Origin of the sequence: Reichenbachiella ulvae (assembly GCF_025833875.1) — a bacterium.
Lineage (GTDB): Bacteria > Bacteroidota > Bacteroidia > Cytophagales > Cyclobacteriaceae > Reichenbachiella > Reichenbachiella ulvae.
This window is the reverse complement of sequence record NZ_JAOYOD010000001.1, coordinates 428,418-452,130: the sequence shown is the minus strand read 5'-3', so window position 1 is coordinate 452,130 and position 23,713 is coordinate 428,418. Positions and strand designations below refer to the sequence as shown.

Annotated in this window: 17 protein-coding genes; 7 read left to right on the top strand and 10 right to left on the bottom strand. The window is 42.8% G+C overall.

Annotated features, from left to right (window positions below):
• Positions 1–185: 185 nt before the first annotated feature.
• From N7U62_RS01560 to N7U62_RS01545, 4 genes are all read left to right on the top strand, one after another.
• A complete protein-coding gene (locus tag N7U62_RS01560; protein ID WP_264136118.1) occupies positions 186–1,223 on the top strand; it encodes a PorP/SprF family type IX secretion system membrane protein in 1,038 nt (345 codons plus the stop codon).
• Positions 1,224–1,226: 3 nt separating this feature from the next.
• On the top strand, positions 1,227–2,543 hold the full coding sequence (locus tag N7U62_RS01555; RefSeq protein ID WP_264136117.1) for an HTTM domain-containing protein: 1,317 nt from the start codon (positions 1,227–1,229) through the stop codon (positions 2,541–2,543).
• A 64-nt stretch (positions 2,544–2,607) separates the two neighbouring features.
• Positions 2,608–3,846, top strand: coding sequence for a M48 family metallopeptidase (locus N7U62_RS01550; protein ID WP_264136116.1), 1,239 nt, complete (start codon positions 2,608–2,610; stop codon positions 3,844–3,846).
• A gap of 6 nt (positions 3,847–3,852) precedes the next feature.
• On the top strand, positions 3,853–4,563 hold the full coding sequence (locus N7U62_RS01545; protein WP_264136115.1) for an endonuclease/exonuclease/phosphatase family protein: 711 nt from the start codon (positions 3,853–3,855) through the stop codon (positions 4,561–4,563).
• On the opposite strand, the gene N7U62_RS01540 is transcribed toward N7U62_RS01545, so the two are convergent.
• The 4 genes from N7U62_RS01540 to N7U62_RS01525 all read right to left on the bottom strand — a co-directional run bounded on the left by N7U62_RS01540 (position 4,560) and on the right by N7U62_RS01525 (position 9,449).
• Entirely contained in the window at positions 4,560–5,561 is a 1,002-nt protein-coding gene (locus N7U62_RS01540) for a DHH family phosphoesterase (protein WP_264136114.1), read from the bottom strand. The genes N7U62_RS01545 and N7U62_RS01540 overlap by 4 nt on opposite strands.
• Before the next feature lie 55 nt (positions 5,562–5,616).
• Positions 5,617–6,597, bottom strand: coding sequence for a glycosyltransferase family protein (locus N7U62_RS01535; RefSeq protein WP_264136113.1), 981 nt, complete (start codon positions 6,595–6,597; stop codon positions 5,617–5,619).
• A gap of 202 nt (positions 6,598–6,799) precedes the next feature.
• Positions 6,800–7,855 (bottom strand): NAD(P)H-dependent glycerol-3-phosphate dehydrogenase, encoded by a 1,056-nt coding sequence (locus N7U62_RS01530; protein ID WP_264136112.1) that lies wholly within the window; start codon positions 7,853–7,855, stop codon positions 6,800–6,802.
• Positions 7,833–9,449, bottom strand: coding sequence for a 1-acyl-sn-glycerol-3-phosphate acyltransferase (locus N7U62_RS01525; protein ID WP_264136111.1), 1,617 nt, complete (start codon positions 9,447–9,449; stop codon positions 7,833–7,835). Before N7U62_RS01525 ends, N7U62_RS01530 begins: the two co-directional genes overlap by 23 nt.
• Before the next feature lie 225 nt (positions 9,450–9,674).
• Between N7U62_RS01525 and rpe the strand changes: the two genes are divergently transcribed.
• From rpe to N7U62_RS01510, 3 genes are all read left to right on the top strand, one after another.
• The gene (gene rpe / locus N7U62_RS01520; protein WP_264136110.1) at positions 9,675–10,352 is read left to right on the top strand and encodes a ribulose-phosphate 3-epimerase; all 678 of its coding nucleotides are present in this window, start codon (positions 9,675–9,677) and stop codon (positions 10,350–10,352) included.
• Positions 10,353–10,434: 82 nt separating this feature from the next.
• Positions 10,435–12,102, top strand: a complete 1,668-nt coding sequence (locus N7U62_RS01515) for a glutamine--tRNA ligase/YqeY domain fusion protein (protein ID WP_264136109.1) — start codon at positions 10,435–10,437, stop codon at positions 12,100–12,102.
• Between the two features lie 129 nt (positions 12,103–12,231).
• Positions 12,232–13,023 carry an SDR family NAD(P)-dependent oxidoreductase gene (locus tag N7U62_RS01510; protein ID WP_264136108.1) on the top strand — a complete coding sequence of 264 codons (792 nt, stop codon included), beginning with the start codon at positions 12,232–12,234 and terminating at the stop codon, positions 13,021–13,023.
• 1 nt (position 13,024) lies between these two features.
• Here the strand turns inward: N7U62_RS01510 and N7U62_RS01505 are convergent, their stop codons facing one another.
• From N7U62_RS01505 to N7U62_RS01480, 6 genes are all read right to left on the bottom strand, one after another.
• Complete coding sequence (locus N7U62_RS01505; protein ID WP_264136107.1) at positions 13,025–16,345, bottom strand: CHAT domain-containing protein; 3,321 nt, start codon at positions 16,343–16,345, stop codon at positions 13,025–13,027.
• Between the two features lie 96 nt (positions 16,346–16,441).
• Positions 16,442–19,294, bottom strand: a complete 2,853-nt coding sequence (locus N7U62_RS01500) for a PD-(D/E)XK nuclease family protein (RefSeq protein WP_264136106.1) — start codon at positions 19,292–19,294, stop codon at positions 16,442–16,444.
• Positions 19,295–19,297: 3 nt separating this feature from the next.
• Positions 19,298–19,876 carry a 3'-5' exonuclease gene (locus tag N7U62_RS01495; RefSeq protein WP_264136105.1) on the bottom strand — a complete coding sequence of 193 codons (579 nt, stop codon included), beginning with the start codon at positions 19,874–19,876 and terminating at the stop codon, positions 19,298–19,300.
• Positions 19,877–21,325, bottom strand: a complete 1,449-nt coding sequence (nhaC, locus tag N7U62_RS01490) for a Na+/H+ antiporter NhaC (RefSeq protein ID WP_264136104.1) — start codon at positions 21,323–21,325, stop codon at positions 19,877–19,879.
• A 491-nt stretch (positions 21,326–21,816) separates the two neighbouring features.
• Positions 21,817–23,001, bottom strand: a complete 1,185-nt coding sequence (locus N7U62_RS01485; protein WP_264136103.1) for a proline dehydrogenase family protein — start codon at positions 22,999–23,001, stop codon at positions 21,817–21,819.
• Positions 23,002–23,134: 133 nt separating this feature from the next.
• On the bottom strand, positions 23,135–23,620 hold the full coding sequence (locus N7U62_RS01480) for a hypothetical protein (RefSeq protein WP_264136102.1): 486 nt from the start codon (positions 23,618–23,620) through the stop codon (positions 23,135–23,137).
• Positions 23,621–23,713: the final 93 nt, after the last annotated feature.

Here is a 23,713-nt window from a genome sequence, read left to right as displayed (position 1 = left end):
ATATGAATACGTGTTCGAATAATCAAATTACGCCTAAAAATAAGACAATTTTATAATGTAACGCGAAAAAAGACATTTCAATGTCGTAAGCCTCAACAAAAAATAAATCATTTCCTTATTGCTACAATATTTTATATTTTGCATCGATTCTTATACTGTAAGCCAACTTGTGGAAATTTAACTCAATGCTAAGAAAAACTCTCCTTTTTCTATTTGCTTCTACCCTTTTGATTCTAAATGAATCTCAAGGGCAGGACCCTCAGTTTTCGCAGTATTATGCCGCCCCTTTGTATCTCAACCCAGCATTGGCTGGCATCAATCAATTGGGACGTGCAGGTGTAAACTATAGAAATCAGTGGCCATCTATTGATGCGAGTTTTGAGACCTTCTCTGCCTATGTGGATGTGAATTTCGACGAAAAAAACAGTAGTGTGGGGCTAATGGTTACTTCTGATCAGGAGGGAATTGCAGGTCTGACGTCTACCGAGATCGCTCTGCAGTATGCCTATCAGGTCAGAGTCAATTACAAATGGACCTTTCGTCCAGCCATTCAGGCCTCTTATACTTTCAGAGATTTAAATTTCAATCGACTCACCTTCGGGGATCAAATAGATGCCAATGGACTCAATGGCAACCCTACAGCTGAGCAGTTTGATGCTGCTGGTACAGTTCACTATTGGGATTTAGGGGTTGGAGGCATTGTCTTTTCTGACCGCATTTGGTTCGGTGCATCGATGCATCATTTGAGAGAGCCAGATCAATCCTTCCTCGGAGATGGCAGCCCGCTACCCAGAAAACTTTCTCTACATGGTGGGTACCGTATCCCACTGCGAACAGGATATAAAAAAGGTGAAACTGCCAAAGGCATGGAAAGAAGCCTATCCCCTACTTTCAACTATCGTACTCAAGGTGAATTCGACCAACTGGATGTAGGAATGTACTTTACCTGGCAGCCTGTGATCTTCGGGCTTTGGTACAGGGGTATTCCTATCAAAACACCAGAAGGCAGCGGCTCGAATACCGAATCGCTCATCTTCATGTTTGGAGTCACCCAAAAGAAATTGACCTTCGGATATAGTTTTGACTATACCCTATCCAATCTGGGTATCGCAACTGGAGGAGCCCATGAGGTCTCTATTACTTACACCTTCAAATGGGGAGATCCTCGCAAACCTTCGCGTGACGTCCGAGAGCTCAAATGCCCGGTTCCATATATGTTCTAAAACATGTTTCGCAACCTACAACAGGCTTTCTTCCAACCCATCGACAATAGCCAGATTGTAATCTTCCGAATCCTTTTTGGGCTTCTGATGGCCGTCGAATCTTTTGGTGCAATAGCCACCGGCTGGGTAAGAAAAACATTTATCGAGCCCTCTCATCACTTCCCATTTATCTGGATGGATTGGCTCTCGCCTCTACCCGGGGATGGCATGTATTACTACTTTGTCATTATGGGTATCATTAGCTTATTGGTGGCCGCAGGTATCTATTACCGATGGAGCGCACTGGCTCTTGCTTTGCTATGGAGCGGCTGCTATTTTATGCAAAAGACCAGTTACAACAACCATTACTATCTGGCCGTTTTGTTCTGCTGGTTCATGGTATTAATCAGTCCACATCTCAGGTATTCCTGGGACAGCAAAAGAAAAAAACACGAATCTGACACTTGCCCCAATTGGTATCGTTGGTTCTTCATTTTTCAATTCTTCATTTTCTTCAGCTATGCCTCGATAGCAAAATTTTCGGACAGCTGGCTCAGTGGAGATTTTATCGCACTACAGTTCAGTCACAAAACCAATTACTTCCTGATCGGCCCTTTGCTTGCCCAACAGTGGTTTCAATGGTTCATTGTATATTCTGGAATTTTATTCGATGCGCTCATTTCTCCTTTATTACTCTGGAGGAAAACCCGCATTTGGGCTTTTGCAACATTGATTCTATTCAATTTGTTCAATTCTGCCGTCTTCCAAATCGGCATCTTTCCCTACATGGTAGTAGCCCTGGCCATTTTCTTTTTCGAACCTGATCAGATCAGAAAACTCTTTTTCAGCAAACGACAGACTTTCCATTCTTCAGAAGCCAATAATAAGCCCTGGTTTCTATACCTCTTCATCGCCTATTTCATTTGGCAGCTTTATTTACCACTTAGACACCACTTCATACCGGGCGATGTACTTTGGACGGAAGAAGGGCACAAACTCAGCTGGCGCATGATGCTAAGATCCAGATCTGGAAAGTGCAAGTTCGTAGTGAAAGACGCTGAGACAGGAAAATCCATAAATGTTCGGGAATACAAATATCTCAGCAGAAAACAACTCTCCCGTGTCACTTGCTACCCAGACATGACCTGGCAGTTTGCTCAGATTCTGGCCGAAGAATTCAAAAAAAAGGGCATTAATGCCCCTCAAGTCTATGTCAAGGATAGCAAGGCGAGAATCAACCGAGGAGAATACAGAGACTTCATAGACCCCAACATAGACCTGGCACATACGCCCTGGAACTATTTTGGCCACAATGAATGGATTCTGATCGATCAAAACTGACAGTCACCTGAATAGTTCATAGGCTTTTGACTCATTTTACTAGCTTTGCCGCAAATTAGTAGACATGGACAGCGATCAAATTTTATATCTCATCATTGGCATCACGGTTTTCGACTTTGTATTCAACAAAGTCCTTGGAATCCTGAACAACAAAAGCAGTAAGCAGCCCATTCCAGCATCCTTGGAAGGCATCTATGATGAAGAAAAATACGCACAATCCCAGCGCTATCAAAGAACAGTTTTTCGCTTCTCCTTGATCAGTTCTACCTTCAGTTTCCTGGTCATGTTAGCCATGCTTTGGTTTGGAGTATTCGGATGGCTTGACGGAATTGTTCGTTCTCTTGCACCTATGGAATACCTCGCTTCACTCTACTTTTTTGGCATTCTCTTTTTTGCCTCGGATCTGATGGGTATTCCCTTCGATCTATATGGCACTTTTGTGATCGAAGAGAAGTTTGGCTTCAACAAGATGACCTGGAAAACTTATGTCATTGATAAGATCAAAGGCTGGCTACTGATTCTTATCATCGGTGGACTGATTGCAGCTATATTCATCTTTCTGGTCGCCTTTTTCGAGCAGAATTTTTGGATCTATTTTTGGATGGTGGCTGCTGCCTTCATGATTTTCATCAATCTGTTCTACACCTCCCTTTTCATCCCTTTATTCAACAAACTCACTCCACTGCAAGACGGATCATTGAAAGAAGCCATCACGCAATACAGTAAGGGAGTAGACTTTCCGCTGAACAATATTTTCGTGATCGATGGCTCCAAAAGATCATCCAAAGCCAATGCCTTTTTCAGTGGATTGGGAAAGAAAAAGAAAGTCGTCCTCTACGATACGCTCATCGACAATCATAGCGAAGAAGAACTAGTAGCAGTATTGGCACATGAGGTAGGGCATTACAAAAAGAAACACATCATCTGGTCAATGATTCTGAGTGTCGCGCAAATCGGCTTTATGCTATGGGTGCTTTCTCAAATGATCTTCAGCACGGAGGTCTCATGGGCTTTAGGAGCCAATTCCACCAGCGTTCATATCAATGTATTGGCCTTTGGTATTCTGTTTTCCCCTATCTCTACAGTCATCGGTATTTTGATGAACCTATTGAGTAGAAAAAATGAATATGAGGCAGACGAATATGCAGTCAAAACCTACAAACGCGAACCATTGATCACAGCATTGAAGAAATTAACTTCCGACAATTTGGGTAACCTCACACCACATCCGGCTTATGTCTTTGTCAATTATTCTCACCCCAGCTTGAAACAAAGAATAGAAGCAATGGAAGCTGTTAAATAACGCCAAATGAAGGTTGTATCTTGGAATTGCAATGGGGCTTTGAGAAAAAAACTCAAAGAAATCACATCTTGGAATGCAGACATTTATGTAATTCAAGAATGTGAAGACCCTAATCAATCAAAAGATGAAGATTATAAGTCCTGGGCCGACAACCATCTTTGGGTAGGAGACAATAAAAACAAAGGACTAGGGATTTTTGCCAAAACGGACATATTACTAACTCCGTTAAACTGGAGCAACCAATATGAAGATCACCAAGTCAAATATTTCCTACCATGCCTTATTGAAAATCACTTTCAGTTATTAGCCACATGGGCACATCACAATAACTCACCTACATTCGGTTACATTGGCCAAGTTTGGAAATACCTGAACATCAATGCTGACAAGTTTGACAAAATAATTATTGCTGGAGACCTAAACAGTAATGCAATTTGGGATAAATGGGACAGGTGGTGGAATCATTCAGACGTAGTTAAACACCTTAAAAAGAAAGGGATAACGAGTCTATACCATCATTTCACAAATGAAATTCAAGGAGAAGAATCTAAGCCTACCTTATTCCTTCAGAAGAATCCCGAAAAGCCCTATCATATAGACTACTTCTTTGCATCAGAAGAAATACTAAAGCAAACAGAGAAAATAAGTATCGGTGTAATTGACGATTGGCTTAAAGTAAGCGACCACATGCCATTGATGATGGAGACATCCTTTTAATTAGAAAAATACTCCGGTATCAATCCTTTGATTTTCTCCAATGTTTCGTCCATCGAAAGATTGCTCATACCACCTGCGGCATTGGCGTGACCTCCACCATCGAAGTGGTCAGCTGCCAGTACATTCACTGGGTTATTCTCTCCTTTAGAACGGAAGGATATTTTGATAATACCATCTCTCTCAGACATCATCACAGCCACTTTCATCCCTCTGATTGACAGAGCCTGATTGGCCAGACTATCCGTATCTCCTTTCTTGAAATTGTATTTCTCTAACTCCTCTTTGGTCAGGTAAATGATGGCCGCCCGGTAATCCTCCAAAATCAGCATTTTTTCACTCAATGCATAGCCCTGTAGACGCAATCGACTAGCCGTATTGTTGTCATTCAGGTATTCGTGTACCAAATGATTCTGCACACCAGCCGCCAATAATTTGGCAGTCACTTCGTGCGTGCGTGGATCTACTGATGGAAAGCGAAAAACTCCAGTATCAGTGAGTATTCCCAAATACAGCGGCGTTCCGATTTTCTCATCCAGTAGGTCTTCATGACCCGACTGCAAGATCAATTCGCCAATCAACTGAGCAGTAGAAGACACGGAAGTCTCCGACACCCTAATCGTGGCAAAATCCTCAGGATTAAGATGATGATCAATCATGATCTTTTGGCAGTTAGCCGCTTCCAACAAAGCTTGCATCTCTGGTCCTACTCGATCTGTTCCATTATAATCCAAACTGAAGATCAAATCCGCTTCTTCGAATTTCTGCTTAACCTTATCTGGTTGCTGATTCATCAGCAAGATCTCTGAGGTATCCATCCAGTAAAGAAAATCTGGTGCTTCATCCGGATGGCAAACCACTGCTTTCTTCCCTAGTTTTTCGATAAAATACAGCAAACCCAAAGAGGAACCCACTGAATCTCCATCGGCTGATTTGTGAGCAGTGATGACAATATGAGAAGCCTTTAAGATCTCCTCTACAATTTTTTTATATACGTTCATTTATTATACCAGATTAAAGTGCAAACATAGCTCAGTCGGTTACAAGAATGAGGCTCTATACAGCACTTCTTTGCTCAAGGGCTTGATAAACTCCAAGGGTTGCTAAAACTACCAAAAGCGGGATGACTGGCAACAAAAAACGACCATCCCAGTTTTCGCTAGTCAACCCCACGGTGAACACCTGAAAAAAAAGAAAGCTGAAACTAAATATTGTATAGCACTTATTCACCCTGCAGCCTCTTAGAGCAAAAAAATACAGAGGGATCAAACAGGAAAAAATATAAATATTATGAAAAACAGAGTAGTACGGCTTGGCATGAAACAGGAAAAGCAACACCTTTAGCCCTGTTAATCTCATCATATAAATTGGGTTTTCATACCAAACCAACAACATCTTGACGATAGGACTACAATCCTGTGGCGGTAATTTAAAATCTTCAGCAACATTTAAGAATAAACTTTGATTGGGATATAGAATCTCAGCTTTAGCATAACTATCTATAAACGAATCAACAAATGGTCGAAGAATGATATTCATTCCAATTAAGAACAAAACCATTACGAACAAAACCACCAATGCTTTACCCAGTCTATTAATATTCTTCTTCTGAAAAATCAAATTCATAATAATTGCCAACACGGCAACAAGCAAACCCATACCAGTCGGCCTTAAAAAAACTGTAAAAACAATAACCATGGGAGCAAGTAAAATTCTAATTCTACCCTTTTTGGTAAAAATTATATAAGCCGTAATTACAACAAAGCTTGTGAATAGGGATTCGGTGTACAGTATTAGATTCCATTGAAAAAACTTAAACCAACAGAGATAAAGCACTCCGGAAATAAAAGCCATTTGATTACTACCGCTAATTTTTTGTGTAATCTTATATAGGCAAACCAGAGAAATCAAGGCACATAATATCTGAAAGACAAAAACATACTCGACTCCTCCTAAAACAATATAAGCTATTGCTAAAACAATAAGATATGAAGAATAAAAGAGGGCTCTACCATTTGGCCATTTACCTTCAGTCAATTTGATTGCGTTTGTGATATAAAAATCTGAATCCACAGAGCTCCTCATTTCAAACATCCATGAAGCAATCACCTGCAAAGCAGCCCATAGAATCATTAGTAGTACAATACCATACCTCTGATCACTTATAAGCCTAAACAGTGAACTTAGAAAAAAATGAAATAACTGAAAGATTTTCCCCATATTCAGGTGCAAGAACAAATCACATAAAATCAATCTCCGCACGGAACGGAAATTTCATAAAGTATTCGCTTGCTTCCTGGATGGTCATTTTACCATTGATGACCTTGTGTAGGGTTTCTGTGATCGGTACACGGATGTTCAAGCTATCGGCTAACCATTTCACAATCTGAATGGTATTGAGTCCTTCGGCGACCTCATCCATAGAGCTTTTGATTTCGTCTAGGGTCTCTCCCTGAGCCAATCGATAGCCTACGGTAAAGTTTCTACTGAGATTAGAAGTACAGGTTGCAATCAAATCTCCGACACCCGCCAGTCCTAAAAATGCCTTAGTGTTTCCTCCCAGGGCATTGCCGATATGGATCATCTCTACCATCCCTCTACTGATCAGTAGCGAACGGGTATTCTCTCCCATTCCCATGCCACTCACAGCTCCAGAACCGATCGCAATGATGTTTTTCAACACCCCGCAGAATTCAATCCCGATCAAATCATTGCTACCATAGACCATAAAACGGTCATTCTTTAGGAGCTTTTGTCCTTCGTCGATTACCTCTTCGAAATGACTGGCCACTACTGTAGCAGCAGGTTGTCGCTGCTGGATCTCTCTGGCTAGATTGGGGCCTGCCAGACAGCCTACACGTAGCACTGAGGTTTCTTCGAGAATCACTTCACTCATGGTCCGCACGTGCTTTCTGGATAAAGGGTTCTCTTTAGACAGTTTCACTCCTTCCGGAACATTCAAGTCTAGCCCTTTGGTGCCATGAATCAAGATATGATACGGCTTAAGAAAGGGCGCCAGATCACGGATCATAGATCGGAAATTAGCCGATGGAACGACCGGAAAGATGATCTCACAGCGATTGCCAATCTCAGCGATATTAGTGGTCACATCGATGTTTTCTGAAAGCTCCTGCCCAGAACTGATGCGGGTAGTCATCACATCTTTCGCCTTGTTCTTATCCCTCACATAAAGCAGCACATTGTTCTTTTCTGCGAGTATGTTAGCGATCGCCGTCCCGAAACTCCCGGCCCCTACGACACCTACGAGTTGCTTAGAAGTATTTTTCGAGATCATAGCCCAGGACTTTGTTGTGATAATAATAGAGCAGGTTCATGCTCTGCACTTCTATATTTCCTTGCTTATTCTTAACCACAGGAATCGTCGCATGATACATTCCCAGATTTTTCAATCCCAAGGAAATGACCTCATCCATATCCGCCTTGAACATGTGGTCTGCCAGCCCCACTTCCCCTCTGGCATTTTTTTCTTTTAGTACATCTACTATCTCCTGAAATTTCGCTTTAAAATCTTCGTAATTCAAAATCAAATCATCATCCTGAATTCTCAGAAGACCATAAAGATCGAGATGCTTATGGATTCTGCCCAGCATACGGAAAGCCACATAGGCCACCAATTGACTGGAAAAAATCCTATTGTGTCTGTGGAATTCCTCCACGATTTTCTTTCCAAGGATACGGTTATACTCTTGCTCACGCTGTAGATTTTCTGTCACCTCACCATTGGACTTGAAGTAATCCCGAATGTCAATGACCTGACCATGTTTATCGAGGCTATTTCCTCTGGTATCCACATAGTTGCCCAGTACGTCCATGCCATCTCCTATGGTCACGGATATGTCCGAACCACGAGTAAAGAACTTCAGTAAGAACTTAGATATCTTATATGAGGTAGTATACTCATCATTTTCCTCATAGTATTTTTGCTGACCCTTACGCTTCAAATAATCGTTGATCAGGCTTGGTGCCTCTAACACAAAGTGATAGTTGATCGCGACGGGGACGATAAAAACCTTGTTTTGCTTTTGCTCCTCATCAAGACTCTGAAAGACCTGTCTTTGTGCTTCAATGGCCGTACCTAGCAGACCAAGTTTCAGTTGTTTTTCGATCTTACCACTGCGAGATCTAGTACCTCCCGGGAAGAACAAACTGTGACACCCTTCGCGAATCGCGATGGTGGAGTAGGCCTTCAATGTCTCCAGATATAGAGGGTTTTTCTTTCTTCGGTCAACTTTATAAGCTCCTACGCTGTTCATGAAGTAGGAGAATATCTTCAGATTGAATAGATTCAACCCCGCCCCATAGATAAAAGGAGGCAATCCCAGGAACTGAATCACCCAACCAATCAGTACAGAGTCAAGATTACTATAGTGGGTGGGCACCATTACGACGGTTCCTATTTTGGCAAGTCTTCGCAGCTCATCGACTTTTCCTTTGATATGGATTTTGTCATCCAGATCGAGCTGATTACTAAATACCGACCAGGGTCCCTTGACACGCGCCGCATTGAGCAATCGACCAAAACCAATGGTCACCAAAGTTTTGGTGACATGATATTGTGAAGGATTGAAATGGCCAGCGATTTCTTCGCTATAGCGCTGAACAATCTTCCTTAAAATTTTCTTGAGTTCTTCTTCTTTTTGCTCCTCTGGTAATGCGTCTACTTGAAGCAACTTTTGGTGCATCCCTTCCCAGTAGCTCGCATCATCTTCAGGATCTACTTTCCACGGATTTACTCTTACGCGTTGTTTCTCACGGTAGATGGTCACTTCCAACTCCTCCTGCAGAGATTTGCCACGGCGCAGTTCCATCAGGTTCTCGAAGCTCTCCTCGGCGACCAGATGAACAAACTCCTTTCGCTTTTTAGCCATCTGAACGACAGGCCAAGTGTTGGCGTTTTTTAGGATTGGCTTGTATCTCTTTTTAGTCTTTCTTCTTATTCCCAAGGACTTCATATATCTACAATAAAAAGGATGAACCCATCATTCACCCCTTTGAGAGCGCAAATTAACTAAATAATGGGGGAATAGAAGAAAGTGGTTTTTAATAAATGAGAAAAGCGGTCACACATATATATTTGCATCAAAATTAAGCCCATGCAAAAACAGATTCAAATCGCGCCTTCTATCCTATCAGCAGATTTCTCCAAGCTAGGAGAAGACATTCAGCTCGTAGAAAAAGGAGGAGCAGATGTGATTCACTACGATGTGATGGACGGTCACTTTGTTCCCAATATTACCATTGGGCCGCTGGTACTGGACAGCATCCGAAAGGTCACCCAACTACCGATCGATGTACACCTGATGATAGAAAATGCGGATGATTACATCCCAGCCTATGCCAAAGCGGGAGCTGATTGGATCAGTGTGCATGTGGAAGCGTGTCCGCATCTACATCGCAGCATCCAGCTGATCAAAAGTCTGGACAAAAGAGCGGGAGTCGTTTTGAATCCTCACACCCCACTGTCGGCGATAGAAGATATCCTGCCAGATGTGGATTTCGTATTGATTATGTCTGTGAATCCGGGCTTTGGTGGACAAAGTTTGATTGCATCTTGCCTGGACAAAATCGCAAGATTGAAGAACCTATTGATCCAGCGCAATCTGGAACACATCGAGATCGAAATCGATGGAGGAGTGAAACTGGACAACATCCAGCAGGTGATCGATGCTGGCACGGACATTATCGTGTCTGGTTCGGGCATATATAATACGCCTGACCCTATCGCTACTATCCAGCAGATGAAGCAGGTAGGAACCACACAGTCTGTTTAAGTAGTAAGTGAAAGTATAAGGCCAAAAAAGGCCAATAATCTGATGAACAAAAAGACGAGTCTATCGTCTCAAATAAGAATATATGAGTACTGAAAAGGAAAAGCTCAACTTTATAGAGCAAATGATAGAAAAGGATTTGGCGGAAGGTAAAAACGATGGGCGTCTGCACACGCGTTTCCCTCCCGAACCCAATGGTTATTTGCATATTGGTCATGCTAAATCCATCTGTCTCAATTTTGGATTGGCAGAGAAATACAATGGCCTCTGCAACCTGCGATTCGACGATACCAACCCAGAAAAGGAGGAGACCGAATACGTAGAATCCATCAAGGAAGACATCAAATGGTTAGGTTTCGACTGGGGCGACAGAGAATACTATGCCTCTGACTACTTTGATCAATTGTATGACTATGCAGTGAAACTGATCAAAGATGGCAAAGCCTATATCGATGACCAGCCTGCAGAACTCATCAGCGAACAACGAGGAACACCCAACGAACCAGGAAAAGAAAGCCCCTATCGCAACAGACCTGTGGAAGAAAGCCTTGAGATATTCGAGGACATGAAAGCAGGAAAATACGATGAGGGTACTCATGTGCTTCGTGCGAAAATAGACATGACTTCTCCAGTGATGCAAATGCGCGATCCAGTGATCTATCGTATCAAGAAAATGGCTCACCACCGTACAGGTGACAAATGGTGCATCTATCCTACCTATGACTTTGCACATGGGCAGTCGGATTCTATCGAGGGGATCACTCACTCGCTGTGTACCCTGGAGTTTGCCGCTCACAGACCCTTGTACAACTGGTTTATCGAGAACCTGGGTATTTTCCCTTCAGAGCAAACGGAATTTGCTCGTTTGAACCTCGGCTATACCATCGTATCGAAACGTAAATTGCGCGAATTGGTAGAAGGCGGCCATGTGGACGGCTGGGACGATCCCCGCATGCCTACTATCTCCGGCATCAGACGCAGAGGATACACACCAGAATCGATCCGAAGCTTTGCAGACAAAATCGGTGTAGCGAAAAGAAATGGTATCAGCGATGTGGCTTTGTTAGAATTCAGCGTTCGCGAAGACCTGAACAAGAAAGCCAATCGCGTATTGGGAGTTTTGGATCCGGTCAAATTGATCATCACCAACTATCCAGAAGGCCAAACGGAAGAACTGGATGCAGTTAATAATCCAGAAGATGAATCAGCAGGCAAACGTAAGATTCCTTTCTCACGCGAGGTATACATCGAGCGTGGTGACTTCATGGAAGATCCTCAGAAGAAATTTTTCCGAATGGGACCTGATCGCGAAGTACGTCTCAAATATGCCTACATCGTAAAATGTACGGGATTCAAAAAGAACGATGCAGGTGAAATTGAAGAGATCTATGCAGAGTATGATCCAGCTACCAAGAGTGGCCAGGACAATACCGGCAAAAAAGTGAAGGGTACGCTCGGATGGGTAGATGCCAATGCGGGTATCGAAACAGAAGTGAGACTTTATGATCGTCTGTTCATGACAGAGGACCTAAATAAGATTGAAGATGATTTCAAAAACCATTTAAATCCAGATTCACTTCAAGTGATGAAAAACGCTGTAGCAGAACCTTCCGTAAAGGACATGAAGCCAGGTGAACAATTCCAATTCGAAAGAATGGGCTACTTCATCATCGACAAAGGCTCTACAGGTGACAAGCCGATCATCAACCGGACGGTCACTTTGAGAGACAACTGGGCAAAACAGAATAAATAACGAACTATCCCATCTTCGTCATATCGAAGCAAAGCGAGATATCTCGTACGGCCTACCCTACCGTACGAGACTTCTCCATTCGTCGAAGTGACGTGATATCCTTAGCTTTGGGATAGTTAATTACTGTATATGCAATCACTACAAAACAAATGGGTACTAATCACCGGAGCTTCCTCAGGCTTGGGACTGGAGATGGCCAGGCACCTGGCTGCTCGTCATCAGGCCAACCTGATACTGGTAGCTCGTAGAACGGATCGATTAGAAAAGCTCAAAGAGGAAATCACCGCCAACCAGAGTGTAGAAGTGGATCTACTGACTGCAGATCTATCTGACAGCCAATCTTTCGATGCAGTGACAGAACTTTGTTTGAGCAAGCCTGAGTTTTATGGAGCGATACTGAATGCTGGCATGACCTATCTGGGCAAACACACTGGACTGGAGGAAGATCAAATTCAGCGCATCATCAATCTCAATGTAATCAGCACCACACAGCTGGCCAGCCGTCTGATCAAACACTTTGAGGAAACAGGAAAAGCGGGTCGAATCATGGTCATCTCTAGCTTGGCTGCCCACTACCCTACCCCTTATCAAGCGCTGTATTCCGGCACTAAAGGTTTCATTACCAATCTGATCAACAGCATCGCCTTGGAGATTCAAAACCCTCAATTGAAACTGAGCGTTTTCAGCCCTGGAGGCATTGCGACAGAAATGACCGCCGATGAAGGATTCAAAGACTTACAAAATTGGCTTATGCCGGTAGAGACTGCTACTAAAGAAGCCATCAAATGCTTCATCAAAGGCAAGCACAATTACATCCCCGGATTACCCAATAGAATCAGTTTCGCAGTGATGAAAATCTTGCCGCTCAAACTGATCTCTGCCATTTTGGGAAAGCAGTACAAGAAATCCCTGGGGCTGTAAACTACTTTCCCACGATATTGAAAGCGCCCCAGTATTTAGGACTGGGGTGTATTTTTTTGAGTTGTAATTGCGCTTCTCTAAATGCCTGATGTTTATCATTAGAGTCTCTGAGCCTGGCATAAAAATCACTCATCAACTCCATAGTCGTCTGATCATTGACCTTCCACATACTCATCACCACTGACTGGGAGCCAGCAATCAAAAAGGCCCGTTGAAGCCCATAAACTCCCTCGCCATTTTCTATTTGTCCCATACCTGTTTCACAAGCAGACATTACCACCATCTGAGTATCAAACAAATCCATGTTCATGGCTTCATATGCTGTCAAGATTCCATCTTCCCCCTGATAGTGCTTATCCCGAAAAGTATTCACCGCTCCAGACAAAAACAGTCCTGAGTAGAGCAAAGGATTCTGATTCTTTTCTGGTTGCTGAAAATAACCATGTGTTGCAATATGCAGCACCGTAGGGCTTTGGATGCGTTTGACCTCTCCCTCCATAGCTTCCGAACCTGTCAACACCTCAGTCTCCCACTTACCTCCCAACAATCTTTCAATCGATTTCACCTCTTCATAGGTGCCCGGCAGTGGACTTAAAAACTCTATATTAGTAAACGCTCGGGTTTCAAAAGTCTCAACAGCCTGACCACCTGTTGATTCATTCTGCAAGTCAAATGACGGTGACCCGATCAAGAAGATTTTTCCCTCTTTTGGAAACTTGGGTGTTTTTTTGATCAGATCTCTGGTACTCGTCAATAGTCTCAAATCCATTTTCTCAATGACATAAGAACCATCCCTTGCATCATAAAGGGTATTTAAGTTCAGTTTGTGATAGACCCCGTCTCCCGCAAAATACACCCTTTTGATCCCATCCAATTTTTCCTGTACAGGCGCCCAATAGATATCGTAAGACTTCTCATCTTCCAACTCATATTCAATCGCATTGAAATATGCCTGATAGCCCTTGTTCTCCATGAAATTCCCGTCACGGAGCAGCACATATTCAATCGAGTCAGTATTCCCCTTTTGAATCAAAGCCAAATAATATACTTGATCCGTAAAATGTCCGCCTTTGTGAAAATCAAATGCTCGAAAGCGAATCATTTCAATTGCTGCTTCATCTGGCTGTAGAGTCTTCTTAACCTTTTTCACCAAATTCCTTTCATAGATTGGGCTCTCTTGATTGACATTCGTAATCCTTGAGATTTCCACTTGTAGACTATCTACTTCATTCTGCAAGACTTTTATATCCACCCCTCTTTTTTCTTGCTCCTCGTTGGAATAAGACATTGATCGAGCAATCAGGTTCCTATCCCTTTCGATTTTATCATAAAGCTGTACAACCAGCTCATTATCAGAATTGGACATCATCTGATGAAATTTCGCTGCATCATTGAATAGCAAACCCTTTTTCAACAATTGATTTTCATATAGCCGATTTAGTACCAGCTGATTGACATTGGTATGCGTAAAAGCAAAGGAATTGAAGATTTCAAAATAGTGGCTAGCCTGACGGTAGAACAACAATTTCCCCTGCTCATTCATAGCTGGGAATTGAGTCGAGATCTGATCAATCAAATTCTTATTCAAATATTGAAGGTTATGGTAAGATAAATCAACCTGACCAAGGACAGAATTGATTCCTGAGTAAGTAAAGGAAAAATCAATCAAAGTAGGATGATAGGAAAATACACTTTGAAACTCCACAAAATGCTTCTTTGCCTGCAACAGGTATTTTTTAGCCTTCTCATATTCGCCTAACCTATAATATACCTGAGCTGCTCCCAGCTGCATAGCGCTGGCTTGGTTCTTCATATCGGTATTTTCTGCCAAACTCAGCATCTTTTCTACACTGATTCTAGCCTCTGCATTCAGCCCTGCTTTGCTTTGGCTCAGAGCCAATTCTTTGAGAGCCAATACTTGCGCTAATTTCTCTCTAGACATGGCAAATTCTACCGCCTTTTGGTTGTGGTAGATGGCACTATCATAGTTCTCCCATTTACGATAGTATCCAGCCAGATTGATATTGGCATCATATAGCTGTTCGTTTTGATTGTATTTCTGCAGATACTCGAGCGATTGATGGGTAAAGTCAATGGCATTGGGTAAATCACCCCAGTAATAATAAATCATACCAATACCAGCCGCCAAACTGGCCTGATCTGTGGTAATATTTTCCTTAATTGCCAGCTGCAAGGCATCTTTACTACTATGAATCGCATGGGCATATTCACCCATCTCCAGGTAGCAATGTGATATCCATGACAAAATAGAAATGCTCCATTGGACCTGCTTCTGATCATAGTCTTGATACAGATCATAGCATTGCTGGAACTTGTTAATAGCAGTAGGATAATCATAGCCCTGAGCCAAACCAAGTGCCTCCTGATAATAACGCGGGTAGCCATTTTCATCCAGTGGCCCCTTCCCCGAATCCTTTTCGACTTTAAAATTGTAATTATTGAGTACAGGATAGTTCTGCTTATACATCGGCAGGTAGTCCTCCGCCTGTGGGTTATTGGCCAGGGCTTTTTTGATCCAACTCACTGCCTCTGTAGTATTTCCACTCATCAACTCCACACCGCCCAGTAGCATCTGCCCATATCCAAAATCAGGGAAGTACAGCAGTGATTGTTCAAAATGATAGCGCATCTTTTCCAAATCACCCATCGACCAGTAGACTTGACCCAAAGCAAAGTGTGCTTTATAATTCTTTGGAGAAATCTCAATGGCTTTTTCGAAAGAAGAAATTGCCTCAGTAGCCATTCCCTCGGCAGCATAGTACGACCCCAATTCCTGATACAACTCGAACAAACCGGGATCCAAACGAAGGGCCTTAGACACATAAGCATGATTGATGCGTGCCAAACCCTGAACAGGCTCCAAAAGCCAGAGATAATAATAAACTCTGCCATTATCTGGGTTAATTCCTTTTACATACTCAAAATCGGCTCTAGCCTTTTCATATTGAGCATTGTAGACATAAAGCAACCCTCTAAGCAAACGGTTTTCCTCATTGGATGCATTGCGTTGCACCAGCTCTTCTGCTCTTTTCAGTCCCATCGCCAATTGCGCTTGGCTACCAGTGGCATCACCATTCAATTGCTTTTGCATACCCAACTCCAGATGAGAACGAATGATCCCACGCAGAGCCTGATTTTCCTCCTTATTTTGAAAGGCCCTTTCATAAAGAGGCAAAGCCTTATCGTAATGCAAATTTTCGAATTGCTCGTCCGCCTTTCTTAGCAGCTCTTTGCTGGATTGAGCCAAAACCGAATGGAACAGCAACTGAAAAATAAAAAGGGGCAATAGAATGCGCTTCATAAGTGAATTGATTTGAGCGCAAAACTAGAATTTCTCAGGACTTATTCAGGGGCAATATGCTACAAGTGGGGTAGGTAATTGTATTTATTTTCGAATTCAACTCCTCCTACAGATCTCCACGTAGGGACAATACTGACATTTCTTCAAGTCATCCGTCTGGTTAAAATCAATAGAGGAGTTAAAGATTTCAGTCAGGAGATGCTCAAGTGTTTGCTTGTACTCCTCCTCGAACTGACGGTAATCCATGACTATCCCTCCTTTACGATCAGACCCCTTAGTACCTTTCTTTTGTCTGATCTGACCATCAAAGTCCGCCTGGGATAAGTCACGGCTATTGTACATCAACGGTTGGATGGGTAGTGCATTGTCGGGGTGGTTTTCCTTATAAAGCATCGAGTAATAAAAGAGCTGAAAAACCGCTTTGTTGCGATTGGTAGAACCAGCGTCAAGCAGATCTTCCAAATCACCAAATTCACGATTGTCGCTACCCGACTTGTAATCTACGATACGAATGCTCTCCCCCTTTCGGTCGATCCGGTCGATGATACCTTTCAGCGAGACCTTGGTGGACCCTTCCATCGTCTCAATCGGAAAATCATAGAAGAAGTCTTCAGACTCCAGCCCTACAAATTCGAAAGGAGCACTTGCAGCATCAGTTCTTAATATGTCGAGGACGAATTTCTTGATCACTTCAAATACGATCATCTGGCGCCCCAGACTCTGCCTGCTGTCCTCTATGTTTAATTTCTGATCCACAAAGGCTGCCTTGACAGCTGCTTCTACCTTCCCATTCAAGGATTCAGCCAACTCCTTTGTCATCTCAGACTGTCCCTCATATAGAAACTCCATAGCCCGATGCAACAGATTCCCCAGCATCGATGGATCGATGTCCTCTCTTATTTCATTGGGCTCATAGATTCGCTCGACGTAGTTGAAATAGAATTTCAATTTGCAATCTATGTAGGTATTGAGCGCAGATGGCGAAAGTTTACGAGGACTGGAAGAATCATAGAGATATTCTCCCAATCGCTTCATCACTTCTGCTGTTTTGGTCTTGGTGATGCTGTAAGCTGGCACAGGAGCAATCTGCGTCAAGACAGACTGTCGTTTGATCTCTACCTTTGTCTCATCCGACTCGAACTCCAACTGCTGCATGTAACGACTCAGTTCGCCATTTTTATTAAACTCGGTCACATTGTTGTATGAGATCCAAAGTTGATCACTATTGTGTAACAGTCGGTAAAACAAATAGGCCTGCATCGCATCTTGATGCTCGGTAGTCGGTAGATCAAAGGCCTTGCGGATATTGTAGGGAATAAAAGACGATTGACTGGACTCTCTCGGCCAGGAGCCTTCATTCATCCCAAGGATCAAAATATTCTTGAAGCTCAAATTTCTGGTTTCCAAAATCCCCATGACCTGAAGCCCGCCATCTGAATCACCGGTAAAAGGCAACTTCAAATTCGTCCCTAATTTCTTATAAAGTCGCAACAATGAGCTCGGCTCCAGCTCGATCTGAAACTGTTCTGCTGCTTTGGCCAATCGCTTGAAAGTGCTGTGCAGCAAGACCGCCACTGATCGATCCAACTCTGCCCATTCGTCCAATGGACTCTCATGAATAAAGTCTGTAATGGCCGCTAAAATCTGAGCGCTTGTCTGTGCATTGAGGAAAGCTTCTATCCGAGGCAACAATTCTATTAACTCTTCAGGAGGAAAGAAATATCGCTGATTCTCCAAACAAGCCTTCTGCCAGGCATCTACCTTTTCTTGCTCCAGACCGAAAAAATCATTGAAAGACAGAATGTCTGACAATTCTTTGAAGGTAAGGTAAAGCTGCGAATCTTTGCTTCGATTCATTGCAAGCACCAGCATCTTTTCGAACAAAATATAGGCGCGTGCCTGAGCAATAGACCACCCCATGGTGATATTAACCTGACTGGCCGCTTCTGGCAGCTTATCTAAGAGTACTGGCAAGAGACTCTCTTCAGAGAGAATGACCAACGTATCTTTCAAACCTTCAGCGCTGGCAGCCAACTCCTCCAGTTTTTGTGTACAGGCCATGACCTGTCCCATTTTCAGGGGAGCAGAAATCAAATCAATTTGCTTGTCTTTGGTATTTAGAACATCCTGAATATCTCGCTGAACAGAAGCACCTAAAATCGAATCCTTGGCATATTCACGAAAGAACAAACCAGCCTCCTGATACTCGTCTTCAAAGTAGTATCGATCCAGTTCCCAAAAGATATCGCTACTACCTGTCTCCAGACATTCTTTGATGATCTTTTCTTCTGCACGTGTCAGGGCATTGAAACCTGCAAACCACACTGCACCAGTATCTTTCAGCTGGTTATTCTCGCAAAACTCTCTGAACAAGTGTCCCTTGTAAGTCAGATTTTGTTCGGCCAGGAGCTCGTTGAATCTAACATAGAGCTGATCCAATATCGACCAGGTCTTGATGAATTCCGATTGCTTTTTATCTGGCTCGGGCAAAAAGCCTTGCCAGAATTGCTGAACGGTTTTTTGATCTTCCTCCGATAGAAAATGAAAAGCTTCATCCAATTCTTTCTGCGACTTAATCACATGAAATATATGCTTGGTCTCGACCAGATAATTGTCGATATCATTGAAATCCTTTAGGATCATTTCGCCCCATGGCAAAAAAGCATCGAAAGATTCGGCATGTGGCACCAGTTGCTTGTAGGCTTTGTAAAGGATGAAACTCAACTGGAGTTCGTCTGCCAGTTTCTTATCCTGCTGCTCTTCGACGAAGGACTCGAAAGAACTGATCATGGGAGACCAAATGGGCTTTTCGTATAGCTCGGAAAGGTAGCTGGCAAAATATACCCCCGCCCGCTTGTTAGGAAATATAACCTTGAGCTGCCCACAGTTCTCACCAAACTCCGCCTTGCAGCGTTCTGCCAGGGACCGAAGAAAATGAGAGTTGGACATTGCTTAGTCTTCTAGTTGGTGCATTTGCTTATAGACATCTATGCAGATCCAGGCATCAGTAGCTGCATAGTTGATTTGTGCTTCTGTCAATTCGTCGTTTTCCCAATTGGACACCTGTTGACTCTTGGAGATTCGACCCTCCATGAACATACCCGCAAAATTGCGCGCCCCTATGCTTTCAAATCCGAGCTTCTTACCCTTTTCGTTCAGATCCACAAAGCCCGCTGGCTTGAACGGCTTGATCTTTTTCAGATCCTTGATATCATCTCTAATGCCAATCCCTGCAATGATCACTTCAGGATTTTCGAACAATGCAATGATCTCGTCCGGCAGACCCGTTTTGAGCAAACGAATCAAATACACGCGCTCAGGGGTCGCCAATTGAAGTAAGGCCACCGGATGAACCTGTCCTTTTTTGAAGGCAGGCTTGGTCTCGGTATCAAAGCCCAGCAAAGAAAATTGACTCAAATACTCTGCAGCGGCAGGTATATCAGAGGCATCATCGATGATGATACTCTCGCCTTCATACTTAATCAAAGGCAAATCATTTACTTCTTCTTTACTGATCTTTCTTACTTCCATTCAATCTTCTTTTTTTGTCAGTTTTTTAATCTTGATGTTAAAGTAGCCATAAATGACCGTCATGATAGGGCTAATGATGTTGAAAAAACAATAGGGTGCAAAAGCCAATGTCCCCACCCCTAACACAGAGGAGTGATAAGCACCACAGGTATTCCATGGGATTAGGACAGAAGTCACCGTGCCCGAATCTTCCAGTGTTCTACTCAGGTTCTCTGGTGCCAGGCCTTTTTCCTTATACATGTCTGCGTACATTCTACCTGGTACAACGATGGCCAGATACTGATCTGATGCAGTCACATTAAAAAACACGCAAGTTCCAGCTGTAGATGCAATCAGTGATCCAGCAGAATTGACCCATTGGATAATGGTGGCTGCAATTTTCTTCAATAGCCCAGTACCTTCCATAATACCTCCAAAAATCATCGCACTTACAATCAACCAAACCGTATTCAGCATCCCGTACATTCCACCAGAACTCAAAAGTTCATTGACCATTTCATTGTTGGTAGTAACACCGACAGAGCCATAGAGCGCTTTCATACATCCTACAAAAAGTACTTCCAGATTGGATCCACTATGGGCTGCCACTTCGGCAATCACATCACGCTGAAAAATGAGCGCAAAAACAATCCCCAACAGCGTACCGGCTAACAAAGCAGGTAATGCTGGCACTTTCTTCACGATCATCACGATCACCACCACCGGTACGACAAACAGCAATGGATTGACAGAAAACTTGGCTTCAATTGCTTGAAGTACAGAGGCTGTACCTAATTCACTCACCTCAGGATTATAAACAAAACCCACCACCAAGAAAATCACTAGGGTGATAGTAATGGATGGTACCGTCGTTAAAGTCATGTATCGTATATGTGTGAAAAGATCCGTACCCGCCATGGCTGGAGCCAGATTGGTGGTATCAGATAGCGGAGACATTTTATCTCCAAAATAGGCTCCAGATAGTATCGATCCGGCAACTAGCCCTTCGTGTATCCCCATGGTTTGACCTATTCCTATCAATGCAATCCCCACTGTAGCAGAAGTCGTCCAGGAACTACCAGTTGCCATGGATACAATTGCACATACCACTGTAGAAGCAAACAAGAATATCGTAGGATTCAGAATCTGTAGACCGTAGTAGATCATAGCAGGAACGATCCCGCTGATCAGCCAACTACCAGCCAAAGATCCAATCATCAACAAAATCAAGATCGACGGCATGGCCGAATTGATACTGCGTGTAATTCCTTTTTGGATTTCTTCCCAATTGTATCCCAATCTCGTAGCTACCAAAGCAGCTACCCCACCTGACAAAATCAGGATGATTTGGTTGGAGCCGTCAAGGGCACCATCACCGAAAACAGCGACATTAAAACTTAGGAAAACAATTAGAAATAGGATGGGTATCAAAGCCTCCAGGAGGCTCGCTTCACGTTTCTCTCTGACCATCAATCAAATTAGTTGTCTATTATCAATTCAAGGTTAATGAGTCGATCGAAATAAAGCAAGCTTCATGCAAAAGGAATCAGCCACCAGTTTTCAATCAACGAATGCCCTCGGGGCATAAAAAATCGGAAGATAGTGATTTTTTGCCTTTGCTGATAACCAATCCCTGTCAATCTCTAAGAATTGTTCTTCTTTCTGCTAAAAAGATTCAAACTGCCTGAACTAGCTAAAGCATTCTATATATTTTATCCTGGGCCTTCAGTCATTTTAGTTTTTTTCTACTTAAAAGCAGGAAAAGACGTGAAGAAATGAATGCAGCCCTTGATTTCTTTGTTTACTTTCTTCATCAAGGAAGAAAGTAAAGCCAAGCCGGCGAGGCGAAAGTTTCGATAACTCACTATCCTAGATCAAATCAAAACTGACAGTTTAAACCCGCATATTTAGAGTAACCCCAAAAAGTCAAGGCTAATATCAAGCGGATTTGAAAAAAGATGCTAACTCAATCTCTTTCTTCTTCTCATCTCATTTTTAACGAGTCTAAACTCTCTACTACTTTGTCCTGAGATAGAGGTATTCTCTTCCGCTCTACGCATGAGGTAGGGCAGCACCTTCTTGACCGGTCCATAGGGAACATATTTGGCCACATTGTAATTGGCATGAGCCAGAGTATAAGAGATATTGTCACTCATACCATATAGCTGCGCAAAAAACACCCTTGGATCGTCTTTTTTCACCCCATGGTCATCCATGAGTTTAGCCAGGAGTTGGGAACTGTTTTCGTTGTGCGTACCGGCACATACGTAGATCTCTCCTAGATTCTCCATGCAGTAGATGAGCGCATCGTCATAAGCCTTATCCGTCGCTTCTTTGCTCGGATGAATCGGATCTGGATAGCCTTTTTCCTCCGCACGTTCGCGTTCCTTTTCCATATAAGCACCTCTCACCAGCTTAGCTCCCACTTTGAAACCACCCTGTTGTGCCATTTTATGAATGGCCTTCAGATTGCCAAGAGAAGCCGTTCTATACATTTGATAAGTATTGAATATATAGACGCGATCGCGGTTATATTTTTCCATCATATGATTGACGATCTCGTCGATAGGTTCCTGAATCCAGGTCTCTTCCGCATCGATAAAGAGATACTTATTACATTCTACCGCAAAGGAACAGATCTTTTCCACGCGTGCCTCGAAAGCCTCCCAGCGCTGGGTTTGCTTTGTATTGAAAGGTTTACCTTCCTGCTTTTGAACCAACAAATCAAAGGCTACAAACCCTGTCAATTTCATCACTCCAGTAGGTATTTTATCAGATTCTTTGGCCATCTTGAGTGACTTGATGATTTCTTCACAGTTTTGATCAAATACCCTCTCCTTACTTTCTCCCTCCACCGAATAATCCAATATGGTATGGATGTTAGAGTCACCCAATTTGGTCACCGTAGACATAGAATCTCGCAAAGACTCCCCTCCACAAAACTGAGCGAAGATGGTCTTCTTGATCATGAATTTAATGGGTATATGGATACGAAGTGCAAACTGTGTCAACCAGATGCCCACCTTGGCAATAAAGGGGTTGTTCATGGTCGCAAACAGGAAATACATTCGTTTCAGATCGAAATTGCTTTTATCACCAAAAGCGATTTCGGTATCATCGAAATGAAATTTGGGTTTAAACGTCATATTATCATTTTTTGGGTGCCCAAAGATAATATGACGCTCTATTTCCAAAGTGGAATTTGAAAGAATAAAAACTAGGGGAATAACCTAATTTTCAGCCCATGAGGTCAGAATATTCTAATAATCAAAAATTGGACTATAAAAACACCATGAGCCCAGCAAAGGCCAGCCCGGCTAGTGCAAAATAGACACCTTTTTTGAAGAGGTCCGAACCCGGCATAAACATCCAAAAAGAGGACATCACAAAGAAAAACAGCGATAGCCCAAAGAAGATATTCAAGAAGAACAAAGGACGGCTGCTTGTCGCCTTGTGTAAATGTGTCATTTTATCGAGAACATATGGCAATTCCTTCACCACATAGGAGGCTGTGTGGGTATTCAAATCATAGGTACCGTTTTGGAAATAAGCCACTCCATCTTCCACCTTGTCCAGTTTAAACCTTCTAATCCTTAGTGCCTCACCCAGCTCTTCTGGTTTCGTCTCTGCAGGCAGCTCCTTGACGAGTTGTGTTTCCTTTTTGAAATAATCTGTATCTCTAAAGATCAAAACAATTCCGCTCACAGCATAGACGGCCATGATCCCCGCCAGGAAAAAACCCAAATAGCGGTGATAAATTCTCATTTTACTCATGATTTACTCTTAGTTATTATCGAGCTGCAATCGTAGTGATATTCTATTTAATAAACCATAAACTATTGTAGATTCTGGGAATTG

What these genes read in the sequence shown, in the direction of transcription:
- N7U62_RS01495 (WP_264136105.1), bottom strand. Translation starts at nt 19,876, where the DNA reads ATGGAAGTAAGAAAGATCAGTAAAGAAGAAGTAAATGATTTGCCTTTG.
- N7U62_RS01515 (WP_264136109.1), top strand. Translation starts at nt 10,435, where the DNA reads ATGAGTACTGAAAAGGAAAAGCTCAACTTTATAGAGCAAATGATAGAA.
- N7U62_RS01485 (WP_264136103.1), bottom strand. Translation starts at nt 23,001, where the DNA reads ATGACGTTTAAACCCAAATTTCATTTCGATGATACCGAAATCGCTTTT.
- N7U62_RS01545 (WP_264136115.1), top strand. Translation starts at nt 3,853, where the DNA reads ATGAAGGTTGTATCTTGGAATTGCAATGGGGCTTTGAGAAAAAAACTC.
- N7U62_RS01500 (WP_264136106.1), bottom strand. Translation starts at nt 19,294, where the DNA reads ATGTCCAACTCTCATTTTCTTCGGTCCCTGGCAGAACGCTGCAAGGCG.
- N7U62_RS01560 (WP_264136118.1), top strand. Translation starts at nt 186, where the DNA reads ATGCTAAGAAAAACTCTCCTTTTTCTATTTGCTTCTACCCTTTTGATT.
- N7U62_RS01525 (WP_264136111.1), bottom strand. Translation starts at nt 9,449, where the DNA reads ATGGCTAAAAAGCGAAAGGAGTTTGTTCATCTGGTCGCCGAGGAGAGC.
- nhaC (WP_264136104.1), bottom strand. Translation starts at nt 21,325, where the DNA reads ATGGTCAGAGAGAAACGTGAAGCGAGCCTCCTGGAGGCTTTGATACCC.
- N7U62_RS01505 (WP_264136107.1), bottom strand. Translation starts at nt 16,345, where the DNA reads ATGAAGCGCATTCTATTGCCCCTTTTTATTTTTCAGTTGCTGTTCCAT.
- N7U62_RS01480 (WP_264136102.1), bottom strand. Translation starts at nt 23,620, where the DNA reads ATGAGAATTTATCACCGCTATTTGGGTTTTTTCCTGGCGGGGATCATG.
- N7U62_RS01555 (WP_264136117.1), top strand. Translation starts at nt 1,227, where the DNA reads ATGTTTCGCAACCTACAACAGGCTTTCTTCCAACCCATCGACAATAGC.
- N7U62_RS01510 (WP_264136108.1), top strand. Translation starts at nt 12,232, where the DNA reads ATGCAATCACTACAAAACAAATGGGTACTAATCACCGGAGCTTCCTCA.
- rpe (WP_264136110.1), top strand. Translation starts at nt 9,675, where the DNA reads ATGCAAAAACAGATTCAAATCGCGCCTTCTATCCTATCAGCAGATTTC.
- N7U62_RS01550 (WP_264136116.1), top strand. Translation starts at nt 2,608, where the DNA reads ATGGACAGCGATCAAATTTTATATCTCATCATTGGCATCACGGTTTTC.
- N7U62_RS01530 (WP_264136112.1), bottom strand. Translation starts at nt 7,855, where the DNA reads ATGATCTCGAAAAATACTTCTAAGCAACTCGTAGGTGTCGTAGGGGCC.
- N7U62_RS01540 (WP_264136114.1), bottom strand. Translation starts at nt 5,561, where the DNA reads ATGAACGTATATAAAAAAATTGTAGAGGAGATCTTAAAGGCTTCTCAT.